The sequence below is a fragment of the Lentzea sp. NEAU-D7 genome, from assembly GCF_026242055.1.
In the GTDB taxonomy this organism is placed as follows: Bacteria; Actinomycetota; Actinomycetes; order Mycobacteriales; family Pseudonocardiaceae; genus Lentzea.
Genome location: NZ_JAPJDL010000028.1, coordinates 23,263 through 38,096, shown reverse-complemented (window position 1 = coordinate 38,096; position 14,834 = coordinate 23,263). Strand labels below are relative to the sequence as shown.

General features: G+C 69.5%; 11 protein-coding genes. 6 read left to right on the top strand and 5 right to left on the bottom strand.

Annotation, left to right across the window (positions count from 1 at the left end):
* The first annotated feature begins 10 nt into the window (after positions 1–10).
* The 4 genes from ORI60_RS38655 to ORI60_RS38640 all read left to right on the top strand — a co-directional run bounded on the left by ORI60_RS38655 (position 11) and on the right by ORI60_RS38640 (position 4,911).
* Positions 11–1,030 (top strand): LCP family protein, encoded by a 1,020-nt coding sequence (locus tag ORI60_RS38655; protein WP_266042986.1) that lies wholly within the window; start codon positions 11–13, stop codon positions 1,028–1,030.
* Between the two features lie 296 nt (positions 1,031–1,326).
* Positions 1,327–2,058, top strand: a complete 732-nt coding sequence (locus tag ORI60_RS38650; protein ID WP_266042985.1) for a 3-hydroxybutyrate dehydrogenase — start codon at positions 1,327–1,329, stop codon at positions 2,056–2,058.
* 10 nt (positions 2,059–2,068) lie between these two features.
* Positions 2,069–3,367: an MFS transporter gene (locus ORI60_RS38645; RefSeq protein ID WP_266042984.1), complete on the top strand. Its 1,299-nt coding sequence runs from the start codon at positions 2,069–2,071 to the stop codon at positions 3,365–3,367.
* Positions 3,364–4,911, top strand: a complete 1,548-nt coding sequence (locus ORI60_RS38640; protein WP_266042983.1) for a helix-turn-helix domain-containing protein — start codon at positions 3,364–3,366, stop codon at positions 4,909–4,911. Before ORI60_RS38645 ends, ORI60_RS38640 begins: the two co-directional genes overlap by 4 nt.
* On the opposite strand, the gene ORI60_RS38635 is transcribed toward ORI60_RS38640, so the two are convergent.
* From ORI60_RS38635 to ORI60_RS38620, 4 genes are all read right to left on the bottom strand, one after another.
* On the bottom strand, positions 4,891–6,366 hold the full coding sequence (locus ORI60_RS38635) for an APC family permease (RefSeq protein ID WP_266042982.1): 1,476 nt from the start codon (positions 6,364–6,366) through the stop codon (positions 4,891–4,893). The two genes, ORI60_RS38640 and ORI60_RS38635, sit on opposite strands and share 21 nt — an antisense overlap.
* Positions 6,367–7,836, bottom strand: a complete 1,470-nt coding sequence (locus ORI60_RS38630; protein WP_266042981.1) for a GMC family oxidoreductase — start codon at positions 7,834–7,836, stop codon at positions 6,367–6,369.
* Entirely contained in the window at positions 7,833–9,272 is a 1,440-nt protein-coding gene (locus tag ORI60_RS38625; protein WP_266042980.1) for an aldehyde dehydrogenase family protein, read from the bottom strand. The genes ORI60_RS38630 and ORI60_RS38625 overlap by 4 nt, the downstream gene beginning before the upstream one ends.
* 80 nt (positions 9,273–9,352) lie before the next feature.
* Positions 9,353–10,456 (bottom strand): NAD(P)/FAD-dependent oxidoreductase, encoded by a 1,104-nt coding sequence (locus tag ORI60_RS38620; RefSeq protein WP_266042979.1) that lies wholly within the window; start codon positions 10,454–10,456, stop codon positions 9,353–9,355.
* 319 nt (positions 10,457–10,775) lie between these two features.
* On the opposite strand from ORI60_RS38620, the gene ORI60_RS38610 reads away from it, so the two are divergent.
* Entirely contained in the window at positions 10,776–11,546 is a 771-nt protein-coding gene (locus ORI60_RS38610; RefSeq protein WP_266042977.1) for an IclR family transcriptional regulator, read from the top strand.
* Here ORI60_RS38610 and ORI60_RS38605 read toward each other — a convergent pair.
* On the bottom strand, positions 11,543–12,283 hold the full coding sequence (locus ORI60_RS38605; protein WP_266042976.1) for a hypothetical protein: 741 nt from the start codon (positions 12,281–12,283) through the stop codon (positions 11,543–11,545). The two genes, ORI60_RS38610 and ORI60_RS38605, sit on opposite strands and share 4 nt — an antisense overlap.
* Before the next feature lie 174 nt (positions 12,284–12,457).
* Here ORI60_RS38605 and ORI60_RS38600 point away from each other — a divergent pair, with 174 nt between their 5' ends.
* Entirely contained in the window at positions 12,458–14,824 is a 2,367-nt protein-coding gene (locus tag ORI60_RS38600; protein ID WP_266042975.1) for a GcvT family protein, read from the top strand.
* Positions 14,825–14,834 lie beyond the last annotated feature (10 nt).

Genomic DNA, 14,834 nt, shown 5'->3' with positions numbered 1-14,834 from the left:
TTGGCGACACATGAGCGCTGGGTATCACCACGGCTACCAGCAGCCGCGGCGTCCCATGCCGCCGCAGCGGCCGATGAGGAAGAAGAGGCGTCCGGGACGCGTCATCCTGGTGCTGCTGCTCGTCCTGGTTCTGGGCACCGTCGGCTTCGGGTTCTACGTCGACTCGACGCTGACGCGGATCAACGCGCTGCCGGACTACGAGGGCCGTCCCGCCGAGACGCCGGGCACCACCTGGCTGCTCGTCGGATCGGACGCGCGAGAGGGCCTCACCCAGGAGCAGAAGGACGCGCTGGCCACCGGTGACGCCGCCGGACGGCGGACCGACACCATCATGATGCTGCACCTGCCGGACAACAGCGCCGCCAAGCCGGTCCTGCTGTCGATTCCGCGCGACTCCTACGTCTCGATCCCGCAGAACGGCCGCAACAAGGTCAACGCGGCCTACGCGTTCGGCGGGCCGCAGATGCTCGTGCAGACCGTCGAGGGCGCGACCGGCGTGCGGATCGACCACTACATGGAGATCGGCTTCGGCGGGTTCTCCGACATGGTCGACGCGGTCGGTGGCGTCGACATCTGCCTCGACCAGCCGATCAAGGACCCGCTGGCCGGCATCGACCTGCCCGCGGGCTGCCAGGAGCTCGACGGGCCGCAGGCGCTCGGGTTCGTGCGGACCCGCGCGTTCGCGACCGCCGACCTGCAGCGCGTGCAGAACCAGCGCAAGTTCCTGTCGGCGCTCTTCGAGAAGGTGAAGAGCCCCGCCACGCTCGCGAACCCGTTCCGCGTCATCCCGCTGATGAACGCGGCGTCCGGCTCGGTGTCGGTCAACGAGGACGACCACGTGTGGCACCTGGCGAGCGTCGCGCTCAACATGAGCGACGCGACGAGCGGCACGGTGCCGGTCGGTGGCACGCCGACGGTGCCCGGTGCGGGCTCGGTCGTGCAGTGGAACAAGGAGAAGGCGTCGCAGCTGTTCGACCTGATCAGCAAGGATCAGCCGGTCCCCGCCGAGCTGATCGCGCCGCCGAAGTAGTCCCCGTTACGACTTGACGGGCTCGGGAGTGGGCTCCGAGCTGGTCGAACCGGCCTCCTGTGCGATGCCTTCGAGCTCGCGCAGGAGGTCGTCGTAAATAGGCGTTGTGGACATGGTGTAGCCCCCTCTTGCGGATCTTCCCCCGTTCAGGTGACGGGAGCTTACGCCCCTGTACCCCGTCCATTCGCCAGATATGCCTCCAAGACGCTAAATGTTGGCTAAAGCCATCTTGTGACCAGGCGTTATGTGGGCCTGCCACATGTTGATCACCGCGGGTGACGCCTACCGTTTCCGGCATGTCGAGTGTCACGGGTCACAGCGCGCTGGTCACCGGAGCCGCGAGCGGCATCGGCCTGGCCTGCGCCCGCGCACTGGCCTCCGCGGGTGCCAAGGTTCACCTGGCCGACCGCGATCCCGGAGTTCTGGCGGTGGCTGAAGAACTCGGCGGTGTCGGCCACGTGCTCGACCTCACCGGTTCCGTGGCCGCGTTGCCCGGCGAGATCGACATCCTGGTCAACAACGCCGGCGTGCAGCACGTCGCGCCCATCCACGAGTTCCCCGCCGAGCGCTTCTCGGCGATGGTCGAGCTCATGCTGGGGGCCGCGTTCCGCCTCACCCGGCACGTGCTGCCGCACATGTACTCACGGGGCTGGGGACGGCTCGTCCACATCTCCAGCGTGCACGGGATGCGCGCGTCCGCGTTCAAGTCCGCCTACGTCGCGGCCAAGCACGGCCTGGAGGGCTTCTCCAAGGTCGCCGCCCTGGAAGGCGCTCCGCACGGCGTGACGTCGAACTGCGTGGCGCCCGGCTACGTGCGGACCCCGCTGGTGGAGAAGCAGATCGCGGACCAGGCCAGGGTGCACGGCATCTCCGAGGCGGACGTCTCGTCGCAGATCTTCCTGCAGCGCAGCGCGGTGAAGCGGCTGATCGAACCCTCCGAGGTCGCCGACGCCGTGCTGTGGTTGTGCGGCAACAGTTTTGTCACCGGTACGTCGTTGGCCGTCGATGGCGGCTGGTCAGCTCAATGAGGAGTTGTCGATGATCAAAAAAGTGGTAGGCGCCTCGCTCATCGGGACGACCGTCGAGTGGTACGACTTCTTCCTCTACGGGTCGGCCGCCGCCCTGGTGTTCAACAAGCTGTTCTTCCCGACCGCGGACCCGCTGACGGGCACGCTGCTCGCGTTCACCACGTACGCGATCGGCTTCCTGGCACGGCCGCTGGGTGGTCTCGTCTTCGGCCACTTCGGGGACCGCCTGGGGCGCAAGAAGCTGCTGGTGTTGTCGTTGCTGCTGATGGGTGGCGCGACGATGCTGATGGGCGTGCTGCCGACGTACGCGTCGGTCGGTGTTCTGGCGCCGTTGCTGCTGACCTTCCTGCGGCTCGTGCAGGGCTTCGCGCTCGGCGGCGAGTGGGGCGGGGCCGTGCTGATCGTGTCGGAGCACGGCGATCCCGCGCGGCGCGGGTTCTGGGCGTCGTGGCCGCAGGCCGGCGTGCCGTGCGGCAACCTGCTCGCGACCGGTGTGCTGGCGGTGCTGGCGGCCGTGCAGTCGGACGCGGACTTCCTCGCGTGGGGCTGGCGGATCCCGTTCCTGCTCTCCGGTGTGCTCGTGGCGATCGGGCTGTGGATCCGGCTGTCGGTGTCCGAGTCGCCGGTCTTCCTGGCGGCACAGGAGAAGGCGGCGAAGGAGAGGGGCCCGGAGCCGGAGAAGGCGCCCGCGCTGGAGCTGCTCAAGCACAACTGGCGCGAGGTGCTGATCGCGATGGGCGCGCGGTTCGCCGAGAACGTGTCGTACTACGTGATCACGGCGTTCATCCTGGTCTACGTGGTCACCGGCCTCGGCCTGTCGAAGTCCGTGGGCCTCAACGCGGTGCTGATCGCCTCGGCGGTGCACCTGGTGACGATCCCGGTGTGGGGCCACCTGTCCGACCGGTTCGGGCGGCGGTCGATCTACCTCGTCGGCGCGGTCGGCATGGCGGCGTGGATCTTCGCGTTCTTCGCGCTGCTCGACACCAGGGACCCCGTGCTGATCACGGTGGCGACGACGGTCGGCCTGGTGCTGCACGGCGCGATGTACGGGCCGCAGGCGGCGTTCTTCTCGGAGCTCTTCGGGACGCGGGTGCGGTACTCGGGTGCGTCGGTGGGCTACCAGCTGGCGTCCATCGTGGCGGGCGCGCTGGCACCGTTGATCGCGACGGCGCTGCTGCAGGCGTACAGGTCGTCGTTCCCCATCGCCGTCTACGTGTTGATCACCTGCGTGATCACCGTGGTCGCGATCGCGCTCGCCCGCGAGACCCGTGGTGCGGACCTGGAGGAACATGACAGGGTTGGGGTGTGACACGACGGCGTGAGGCCGAACTGGCGGCGTTGTTCGAGACCGCGTCCGAGCTCGCGGGCATGCGCGACCCGGACGCGGTTCTCCGCTCGATCGTGCGCAGGGCCAGGACCCTGCTCGGCACGGACGTCTCCTACCTGTCGATGAACGACCCGGCCGGCACCTACATGAGGGTGACGGACGGGTCGTTCTCGCCGTTGTTCCAGAAGGTCAGGCTGGGGCTCGGCGAGGGCCTGGGCGGGCTCGTCGCGCAGACCGCCCGGCCGTACGCGACGTCCGACTACTTCGCGGACGCCCGGTTCAACCACACGAACCCGATCGACTCGGCGGTGCGCGACGAGGGCCTGACGGCGATCCTGGGCGTGCCGCTCAAGCTCGACTCGAAGGTCATCGGCGTGCTGTACGCGGCCGACCGGACCACGCGCGAGTTCCCCGCCGAGGAGGTCGCGCTGCTGCAGTCGCTGGCCGACCACGCGGCGATCGCCATCGACACGGCGTCGTTGTTCGCGACGATCCAGTCGCACAACGAGGCCATGAAACGGGCGGAGGAGGCGCACGACCGGCTCACGGACCTGGTGCTGCGCGGTGGTTCCTCGGCCGAGGTCGCGGCGGCGGTGGGGGAGCTGCTCGGCGGGCCGGTCGAGGTGCTCGACGCCGTGCCTCCCGCCGCCGTGCGGGCGAACGGGCGGGCGGTGTTGCTGTCCGGCGTCTGGGTGTGCGCTGTGCTGGCCGGCTCGGAGCTGCTGGGCGGGATCGCCCTCTCGGGCCGCCCGGACCTGTCCGACGCGGACCGGCGGGTGTTCGAGCGGTCGGCGGCGGTGACGGCGTTGTTGCTGCTGCTGCGCCGGACCGTGGCCGAGGCGGAGAACAAGGTCCGCGGCGAGTTGATCACCGACATCCTGGACGGCCGCGACGCCGCCGGGCTGCTCGCGCGGGCGCGCCGGGTCGGCGTCGAGCTGAGCGACCCGCACGTGGTGCTGGTGGCGGACGGGAACCTGTCCGGAGCCACCCACTACGCCTCCGTCCACAGGGGACTGGCCGGGTCGCGCGGCCGGGACGTCGTGCTGGCGTTGCCGTCGGTGTCCACGCACGTCGCCCGCGAGGTGGCGAAGGCGCTGGACGCGACGGTGGGCGCCTGCGGGCCGGTCGCGGGGCCGGTGGCGATCGCGGCGGCCTACGAGGAGGCGCGGCGGTGCCTGAAGGCGTTGCGGCAGCTGGGCCGGGACAAGGACGCCGCGACGATGGCCGACCTGGGGTTCGTCGGCGTGCTGCTGGGCGACAGGGCGGACGTGTCCGGGTACGTGCGTTCGGTGCTCGGGCCTGTCCTCGACTACGACTCCGAGCGCGGCACGGACCTGGTGCACACGCTGGAGGTCTACTTCCGCTGCGGCGCGAACCTCAGCCGTGCCAAGGCGGAGCTGCACCTCCACGTCAACACCGTCACGCAACGGCTCGACCGGGTCTCGTCGTTGCTCGGCGACTGGCAGTCGCCGGACCGCGTGCTGGAGGTGCAGCTCGCCCTGCGCCTACTTCGCCTGCAGGGGTAGCGGCTCCCCGGCCGGCACCGCGTCGCCCGCCGCCGCGTCGGAGTTGCCGAACGGCTTGGCGATCAACATGTAGACCAGGCCGATGCCGACCACGAGCGCGCCGCTGAGGATCACGACGTAGTTGTCGTACCAGGGCGCGTCCGGCGTGCGCGGCCACACCATGTTCACCATCGCCGCGACGCCGTACGCGAGCGCCAGGACGTTGACGGCCAGGCCCCACCGGCCGAGCGTGAACTCGCCGGACGGCGTCCAGCCCTTGAGCCGCGCCCGCAGCGCCGCGAACACCACCATCTGGAAGCCCAGGTAGATGCCGAGCGTCGCGAACGACACGATCTTGTCCAGCGCGTTCGTGGACAGCATCGACGCGAACACGATGACCACCGGGACGACCCCGGCGAGCGCGAGCGCGTACGGCGGGATGTGGCGCTTCGGGTTGAACTTCGCGAGCGCCCGGTGCCCGAAGATCATCTTGTCGCGGGCGTAGGAGTACGTGAGACGGGACGCCGCCGCCTGCAGCGACATCGTGCAGGACAGGAACGAGATCAGCACGACGGCGATCACGATCTTGTAGCCGACCGGGCCGAACGCGTTCGTCAGGACGTTCGTGACCGGGTCGGCGTCCTCGCCGCTGATGACCTTGCCGAAGTCCGGCACCGCCAGCAGCAGCGACAGGCACGCGAACGTGGCCGCCGCGCCACCGATGTAGATGGTGCGGCGCATGGCCTTCGGGATGACGCGGCCGGGGTCCTTGACCTCTTCCGCGGTGTCACCGCACGCTTCGAAGCCGTAGTACTGGTAAAGACCGATGATGCCGGCCGCGAAGAACGCCGGCAGGTAGCTGCCCGACCCCTCCGCGCCGAAGCTGTCGAACAGCACGCCCAGGCCGTGCACGCGGTTGTCGACCAGCAGCCAGACGCCGACCACGAGCGCGCCGACGATTTCCGCGGCGAACCCGAAGATGGCGGCCCACGACAGCACCTTCGTGCCCGCGTAGTTGATGAGCGTGGAGACCACGACGATCGCGATCGCGCACAGCACGGTGTTGCCGACCGTGGCCGTGTACCCGAGAAGCGTTGCCAGATATGGACCCGCGCCGTAACTGACGGACGCGATGGTGACCAGCAGGGCGATCATGTACACCCAGCCGGTCATCCACGCCCAGCGCTTGCCCCACAGGCGGCGTGCCCAGGGGTACACGCCGCCGGCGACCGGGTACTGCGCCACGAGCTCGCCGAAGACGAGCGCGACCAGGAACTGGCCGATGCCCGCGACGACGAAGCTCCAGATCATCGGCGGCCCGCCCAGGGCGAGGGCGACACCGAACAACGTGTACGTGCTGACCACGGGGGAGAGGTAGGTGAAGCCCAGCGAGAAGTTCGCCCAGGGACTCATGTCCCGCTTGAACTCCGAGGTGTAGCCGAGATCCTTGAGCCTGTCTTCCGCTGTCGCCGTCACTCACGCCTCCTTGATCAGGTCCGCGGCGCGTTCTCCAATCATGAGCACCGTGACCATGGGGTTCACGGTGGGCATGGTCGGGAACACGGACGCGTCGACGACCCGGAGGCCTTCGAGTCCGATGACCTTCAGGTCACCGTCCACAACGGACCCGATGGCGCAGGTGCCCGCCGGGTGGTAGACGGTGTGGGCCGCTTTCCGGCCGTACTCGGACAGCGCCTCGTCGCTCGTGACGTCCGGGCCCGGTGCGATCTCCCGCTTGAGCCACGACTTCAGCGGCTCCTGCTCGGCGATCCGGCGCGCGATCCGGAAGCCGTCGACGAGGGTCTGCTCGTCGTAGCCGTCGGGTTCGGTGAAGTAACCGAAGTCGAGCGCCGGCTTCTCCGCGGGGTCGCTGGACTTCAGCCACAACCTGCCCCTGCTGTGCGGCCGGGGGATGTTCGGCGTCATGCACACCCCGTGCTCCACCTTCGGGTAGCCGAGGCGTTCCGTGTTGGTGGTGAACGGGATCTGGTAGAAGTGGAACATCAGGTCCGGTCGCGGGTCGGACTCGTCGCGCCGGATGAACAGACCGGCGTCGGAGTCCATCACCGAGTTCTCCGGCAACGGCTTCGTGGTCTCCCAGACGATGACCGACTCGGGGTGGTCGAGCAGGTTCTCGCCGACACCGGGCAGGTCGTGCTTCGGCTCGATGCCGATGCTGCTCAGGTGCTCGGCGTCGCCGATGCCCGAGAGCATCATCAGACGCGGCGTGTCGATCGCGCCCGCGCAGAGCAGAACCTCCTTGTCGGCCTCGACGTAGCCCTTGTCGGTGTGCACGCCGATCGCGCGGGTGCCGTCGAACTCGATCCTGCTCGCCCAGGTGTCGAGCAGCAGCGTCAGGTTCCTGCGCTCCAGGACCGGGTGGACGTAGGCGGTGCTGGCGCTGGACCGCTGGTTGTTCTTCTCCGGGTGGTAGGCGATGGAGAAGAAGCCGACGCCGTCCTCGAAGGGCCGAGCGTTGAAGTCGTCGATCTCCGGGACGCCCGTGGCCTTCTTCGCGGCCGCCACGAAGTCCTTGGCGATCGGGTTCCTGTCCTTCTCCACCACCGGGATGATGTTGAGCTGGACCTTGTCGTAGTACGGGCCGACCGCGTCCCACGTCCAGCCGTGGCCCCAGCCGTCGAGGTCCTGCGGCAGCGGCTGGAAGCAGATCAGCGTGTTGTGGCTCGAACACCCGCCGAGCACCTTGGCGCGGCTGTGCCGGATGTGCGAGTTGCCGCGCGGCTGCTCGACCGTCGGGTAGTCGTAGTCGTACTCGGTCTCCAGCAGGTTGATCCAGTTGCGCAGGTTCAGGATCTTCTCGTCGCCGACGTCGGAGGGACCGCCCTCGATGACCGCGACCGTGACGTTCTCGTCCTCGGTGAGTCGTGCCGCGAGCACGCAGCCCGCCGTACCGCCGCCGACGATCACGTAGTCGTACGCGGTCACTTGGAGTCCCTTCGCGCGAACCAGTTCTGGGCTTCAGGCTTGAGGTTCTGGTACACGTGCTTGGGCTCGGTGTACTCGTGCAGGCCCGCAGTGCCGAGCTCGCGGCCGACGCCGGAGCGCTTGAAGCCGCCCCACTCCGCCTGCGGCAGGTACGGGCCGAACTCGTTGATCCAGACCGTGCCGTGGCGGAGCTTCTTCGCGACGCGCTGCGCCTTGTCCAGGTCCTGGCTCCAGACGCCGCCGGCGAGGCCGTACTCGGTGTCGTTGCCGAGCGCGACCGCCTCGTCCTCGGTCTCGAAGCGCTCTGCGGTGATGATCGGGCCGAACGTCTCGTCCTGGACGAGCTTCATGTCCCTCGTGCAGTCCGCGTAGACCGTGGGGCGGAAGAAGAAACCCTTCTGCAGCTCGGCTTCCTCCGGACGCCCGCCGCCCGCCTTGAGGGTCGCGCCCTCCTGCCTGGCGACCTCGACGTAGCTCTCGACCTTGGCCCGGTGCTCGGCGCTGACGAGGGGACCGGACTCGGTGTCCTCGTCGAACCCGTTGCCCAGCTTGATGAGGTCGGCCCGGCGCGCGACCTCGTCCACGAAGTCGTCGTAGACGCTGGAGTGCACGACGAGCCTCGTGCCCGACGAGCAGACCTGGCCGGCGTGGAAGAACGCTGCGGTGAGCGCGTAGTCGACGGCGACGTCGAGGTCGGCGTCCGCGAAGACGATGTTCGGGTTCTTGCCGCCGAGCTCGAGCGCGACCTTCTTCACGGTCTTCGCGGCCGACGCCATGATCCGCTGACCGGTCGCGAGGCTGCCGGTGAACGAGATCAGGTCGACGTCGGGGTGCTCGGACAGCGGCGCGCCGACCTCCTGGCCGGTGCCGAGGACGAGGTTCGCGACCCCGTCGGGCAGCCCGGCCTCCTGCAGCAGCTCGAACAGCTTGATCGTCGTGAGCGGGGTGATCTCACTGGGCTTGGCCACGATCGTGTTGCCTGCCAGCAGGGCGGGCGCGACCTTCCAGGAGATCTGCAGCAGCGGGTAGTTCCAGGGCGCGATCAGGCCGCAGACGCCGACGGGTTCGTAGTCGATGCGGCTGATGACGTCCGCCGGGACGCCCTGGACGATCTTCGGGTGCAGCAGGCCGGCGAGGTTGCCGTAGTAGCGGAACACGGCGGCGACGTCGTCCACGTCGATGCGGCTCTCGACCAGCGTCTTGCCGGTGTCGAGCGTCTCGGTGCGGGCGATGTCCTCCTTGTCGCGTTCCAGGAGGTCCGCGACGCGGTTCAGCACGGCGGCGCGGTGCTCGGGGCTGGAGTGCTGCCAGTCGCCGTGGTCGAAGGCGGTTCTCGCCCTGGCGATCGCCGCCACGGCCTGGTCGCGGGTCTGCTCCTCGACCTCGGTGATGACGCTCTGGTCGAAGGGGTTGATGATCTGCCGCACCGGCGACACGGACTGCCTCCCTGAATCAAGTGTCCATGAAGGACATTCGGGTGTATCCGGTCGCCGGTGGCGGTAAACCGTGACGACCGTTACCTCAGACTCCGGCGGAGCCGGGTGAAGAGTCGTGCGTTGCTCATGGCCACGATGCCGACGACGGCGTCCGGGTCGGCACCGTCTCGGTAGGTCGCTACGAACTTCCTGTCCTCGATGGACCCATCTTCTACGCGAACGTCCTCCGTCGCTCGCCCGATGAACTGAATTCGCACGCCGTACTGGTCGGACCAGACGTAACCGCCGTGGGTGTGCGTCGCGACGGTCTCGCCCGCGAGCAGGTTGCGGGTGGCGACCTGTGCCTGTTCGGTCGCGCTCGTCCAGTGCTCGGCGCGGTGCCCGGCGCAGTTCGCGACGTCGCCGACCGCGACGACGTTGCGCAGGTTCGTCACGCCGCCCGCGTCGCACAGGACGCCGTTGCCGATGTTGACCGGTCCGCCGGTGAGCCAGTCCGTCGCCGGGCGCGCGCCGATGCCCGCGACGACGACGTCGGCGCCGACGACGCGGCCGTCCGCGAGGTTGATCCCGCCGTCGACGTTGACCGAGTCAACGTTGATGCCCGTGATCAACGTTGATCCGTGGTCGCCGTGCAGGTGTCCACATGCGGCACCCATCTCGGGGCCCAGCACGCGGGTGAGAGGCGCGGGGAGCGCCTCGACGACGGTGACGTCCTTGCCCAGAGCGCGTGCGCTGGAGGCGATCTCGGCCCCGATGAAGCCGGCCCCGATGACACCGATGTGCTGCGCGCCGCCGATCGCCTCGCGGAGCTTGATCGCGTCGTCCAGCGTGCGCAGGACGTGCGTGCCGGGGATCGTGCGCGGCAGGCCGCCCGTCGCGATGACGATGCCGTCGGCCTCGACCGTCGTGTCGTCGCTGAGCGAGATCTCCCGGCCGGAGAGCAACCCGGTTGCCCGCACGCCCAGCCGCCACTCCGTGCCCAGCGCGTCGAGGTCCTCCTGGTCCGCGAGCGGCACCGCCTCGACCTTGCCGAGGAGGAAGTCCTTCGAGAGAGGAGGCCGGTCGTAGGGGAGGTGGACCTCGTCGCCGACGACGACGATCCGCCCGTCGAACCCCTGCTGGCGCAGTGCCTGCGCCGACCTCAGACCGGCGAGTGAGGCGCCGATGATCGCGATCGTCTTCACGCCACGTCCCTGTTCACTTCGGCATCGACATAGACCTCTCCATCTTTCACGTGGACGGAGCGGGGCCTCACCGGTCTTCTGGCGGGCGGACAGGCCGGCTCACCGGTGCGAAGGTCGAAGCTCGCGGCGTGTGAGCGAGGACCGACGATGCGAACCGCCTCCCCTGGGGGCAGGTCCACGAGAGCGCAGGCGCGGATCATCGTCGGCCTCCGTTGCGTAAAACGGCACACGTTCCGAATGACGCAACACAATGTGCGACTCGAACGACCCGCCGTCAAGAGTCCGACCGGTTGTTTTGCCTGCCGGTTACTGTTGCGCGATGAGCAACTCCGACTCGGCAGCTCAGGTGCAGTCCGTGGACAGGGCCATCAGCGTGCTCGAACTCCTGGCGCAGGGCGAGGCCGGTATCACCGAAATCGCTGGTGAGCTGGGTGTGCACAAGTCCACGGTGTCCAGACTCGTCTCCGTGCTGGAATCGCGCGGCCTGGTGGAGCAGCTCGGTGAAAGGGGCAAGTACGCCATCGGTTTCGGGGTGGTGCGCCTGGCCGGCGCCGCCACCGGTCGCATGGACCTGACCAAGCTCGGCCAGCCCGTCTGCCAGAGCCTCGCGGACTCGTTCGGCGAGACCGTCAACATCGCCGTGCACGACGCCGGCGTCGCCATCAACATCACGCAGGCCCGCGGCTCCGCGGCCGTCTCCGCCGTGAACTGGATCGGCCAGCGCACACCCCTGCACGCCACCTCGTCCGGCAAGATCCTGCTCGCCCACCTCCCGCCGGACGAGCGCAAGCGCTTGGTGTCGTTGCCGCTCGACTCCTACACCGAGAACACGGTCGTGGACGGCGACCGGCTGCTGGCCGAACTGGAGACCGTCGCGTCGCAGGGGTTCGCGGCGTGCTTCGAGGAACTGGAGCTGGGCCTGCACGCCGTCGCCGTCCCGGTGCGCGGGCACCGCGGCGAGGTCGTCGCGGCGATGAGCGCCTCCGGGCCGTCGTACCGGCTGTCGCGGCAGCGGGTCCAGGAGATCGTGCCGGCGATGTCGGCGGCGGCGGCCGATCTCTCGGCGCAGCTCGGGTACTTCGCCGGCTAGTACCAGTCGGGAGCTGTCCAGAGCCAGTCGTCGAGGTCCGGCCAGAGGGCCCGCAGACGGGGGACCAGCGTGCCGCTGACCTCCACCGTCCAGTGGTGCGACGCGTAGACGACCCAGTCGAGCGTCTCGTCGGTCCACACGGCCTCGACGCCGGTGTAGAACGGTTCGACCAGGTCGGAGTCGATCAGGGAGCCCGAGGTGCCGGGTTCCCTGATCTCGATCACGCGGCGCGGTGCCCTCTCCCGCAGGGCCCCGCGCATCGGCTCGACCCCGGGACCGTCGTCCCACATGGCCGGGGTCTGCAGCACCAGCAGGCCCTCCGGCACGTCGCCGTCGATCTGCGGCACCCACAGCGGCCGCCCGCCGCCCCAGCGCTCCTCGATCCGGCGGGTCCAGGCCGCGGCCTCCTCCTCGCCGAACACGCGGCGGTACGGCAGCGGCTCGACCACGAGGTCGCGGCCGGCCCAGCTCCTGACCGACTCGCGGAACCGCTCGCGTTCGGCGCTGACCGCCTCCCGCTCACCGCTGTCGGCGGGCCAGTGGTCCAGTGGGGCCGCCGCGGCTGCGGCGAGAACGGCGGCGAGCGTCCCGGGCGGCGGGAGGTCGTCGCGGTCGAGGCGGTCGACCGCCTTCTGGATCGTCCGCGCGGCGGTGGTTCCGCCGTGCCCCGCCGGCAGCTTCTCGATGCGGCTCATCAGGTACCGGCGCGCCATCGTGTGCAGGCTGACGGAGTCCATCCGCGGATTGTGCTGCACGTTCCTGTCGCCGACCTCCCTGTTTGCCCGGTTTCACAGGCCTTCCGGCGCCACCCGCGCGAACGGCGGTATTGACAGCGGGACCCGCTGGCCGCAATTTGTTGCTGATAGCGGAACGAGTTCTGTTACCCGCAACTGCGGCGAAGGGGTGTCCTGATGCCTGGTGCAGTGCCTCGCGTGGTGCTCGTGGGGGCGGGGATCGTCGGGTGCGCGCTGGCCGACGAGCTCACCGAACGGGGCTTCACCGACGTCACGGTCCTCGACCAGGCAGCGGGCCTCGCGGCCGGCGGGTCCAGCGGGCACGCGCCCGGCCTGGTCTTCCAGACGAACCCGTGCCGCAGCATGACGGGCTTCGCCCGCTACACCGTCGAGAAGTACACGGCGCTGGGCTGCTTCGACCAGGTCGGCGGCCTGGAGATCGCCACCGGTCCCGAACGGCTGGCCGACCTGTTCCGCAGGCACGGCTGGGCCACGTCGTGGGGCGTGCCGAGCCGGCTCGTCGACGCGGACGAGGTGGCGCGGCTGCACCCGTTGCTCGACCGGGAGCAGGTGCTCGGCGGGTTCCTGATCCCGAGCGACGGCCTCGCGAGGCCGGTGAAGGCCGCCGAGGTCCAGGCGGAGCGTGCGATCGGGCGCGGGGCGCGGTTCGCGTTCGGGCAGAAGGTCGTCGCGGTCGAGACCTCGGGCGACCGGGTCACCGGGGTGCGGACCGAGACGGACCTGTTCCCGGCCGACGTCGTGGTCTCGTGCGCCGGCATGTGGGGGCCGCTGCTGGGCGAGATGGTCGGGCTGACCGTGCCGCTCGTGCCGATGGCCCACCAGTACGCGTTCACCGGCGACCTGAACGCCGACGCGGAGGCGTTGGCACGCCAGCCGATCCTGCGGCACCAGGAAGCCGACCTGTACTTCCGCTCGCACGGCAAGGCGCTGGGCATCGGCGCGTACGGGCACCGGCCCATGCCGATCGCGGCGCGCGACATCACCGGCTCGGAGCTGCCGTTCACCAAGGAGGACTTCGAGGCGTCCTGGGCGTCGGCCGTCGAGCTGATCCCGGCGCTGGCGGAGGCCGGGGTGGAGCGCGGGTTCAACGGGCTGTTCTCGTTCACCAGCGACGGGATGCCGTTGCTGGGCGAGCACCCGGCGCTGCGGGGCTTCTGGGTGGCGGAGGCGGTGTGGATCACGCACTCCGCGGGGGTGGCGCGGTCGATGGCCGAGTGGATCGTGGACGGGCAGCCGGAGATGGACCTGCACTCCAGCGACCTCAACCGGTTCGAGCAGGTGCAGCTGGCGCCCGACTACGTGCTGGAACGCAGCTGCCAGAACTTCGTCGAGGTCTACGACGTGCTGCACCCGTTGCAGCCCATGGAGAGCCCGCGCCCTATCCGCACGAGCCCGTTCTACGGCCGGCAGCAGGAGCTCGGCGCGTTCTTCCTGGAGGCGTCGGGCTGGGAGCGGCCGCACTGGTACGAGGCCAACGCCGGCCTGCCCGAGGTCGCCGAGGTGCCCGCGCGGGGCGAGTGGGCGAGCCGGTTCTGGTCGCCGATCTGCGGGGCCGAGGCGCTGGTGACGCGCAAGCGGGTCGCGCTGTTCGACATGACGCCGCTGAAACGGCTGGAGGTGAGCGGGCCGGGAGCGCTGGAGTTCCTGCAGCACATGACGACCAACAACCTCGCCCGCAAACCAGGCGCCGTCGTCTACACGCTGCTGCTGGACGAACAGGGCGGCGTGCGCAGCGACCTGACGATCGCCCGGCTCGGCGCGACGACGTTCCAGGTCGGCGCGAACGGCAACCTCGACCTCGACTGGCTCACCCGGCACGCGCCGGACGACGTCTTCATCAGGGACATCACGGCCGGAACGTGCTGCATCGGCCTGTGGGGCCCGTTGGCGCGCGACCTCGTCAACGACATCCCGCACACCCTGGACACGCGCAAGGGGTACTTCACCGCTCAGAGGGCGTTCATCAAGAACGTTCCGGTGACCGCCCTGCGACTGTCCTATGTGGGCGAACTGGGCTGGGAGCTCTACACCACCGCCGATCTCGGCCCGAAGCTGTGGGACACGCTGTGGGAGGCCGGGCAGCGGCACGGGGTCATCGCCGCCGGGCGCGGAGCCTTCACCAGCCTGCGCCTGGAGAAGGGCTACCGCTCGTGGGGCACGGACGTGACGACCGAGCACGACCCGTTCGAGGCGGGGCTCGGGTTCGCGGTGCGCCAGGACAAGGAGTTCCTCGGCAAGGGATCGCTGCACAACCTCACCTCGACCAAGAAGCTCACCTGCCTCACGATCGACGACCCGCACAGCGTCGTGCTGGGCAGTGAACCCGTTTTCCACCAGGGAGAACCGGTCGGCTACGTCACGAGCGCGGCCTACGGGTACACGACCGGCCTCAACATCGCCTACGCCTGGCTGCCCAGCGAGATCGACGACGAGGTCGAGATCGAGTACTTCGGGCAGAAGGTCAAAGCGCGTCCGGCGCGGGAGCCGTTGTTCGACCCCGAGATGAAGCGGCTCCGCGCGTGACCTACGACGT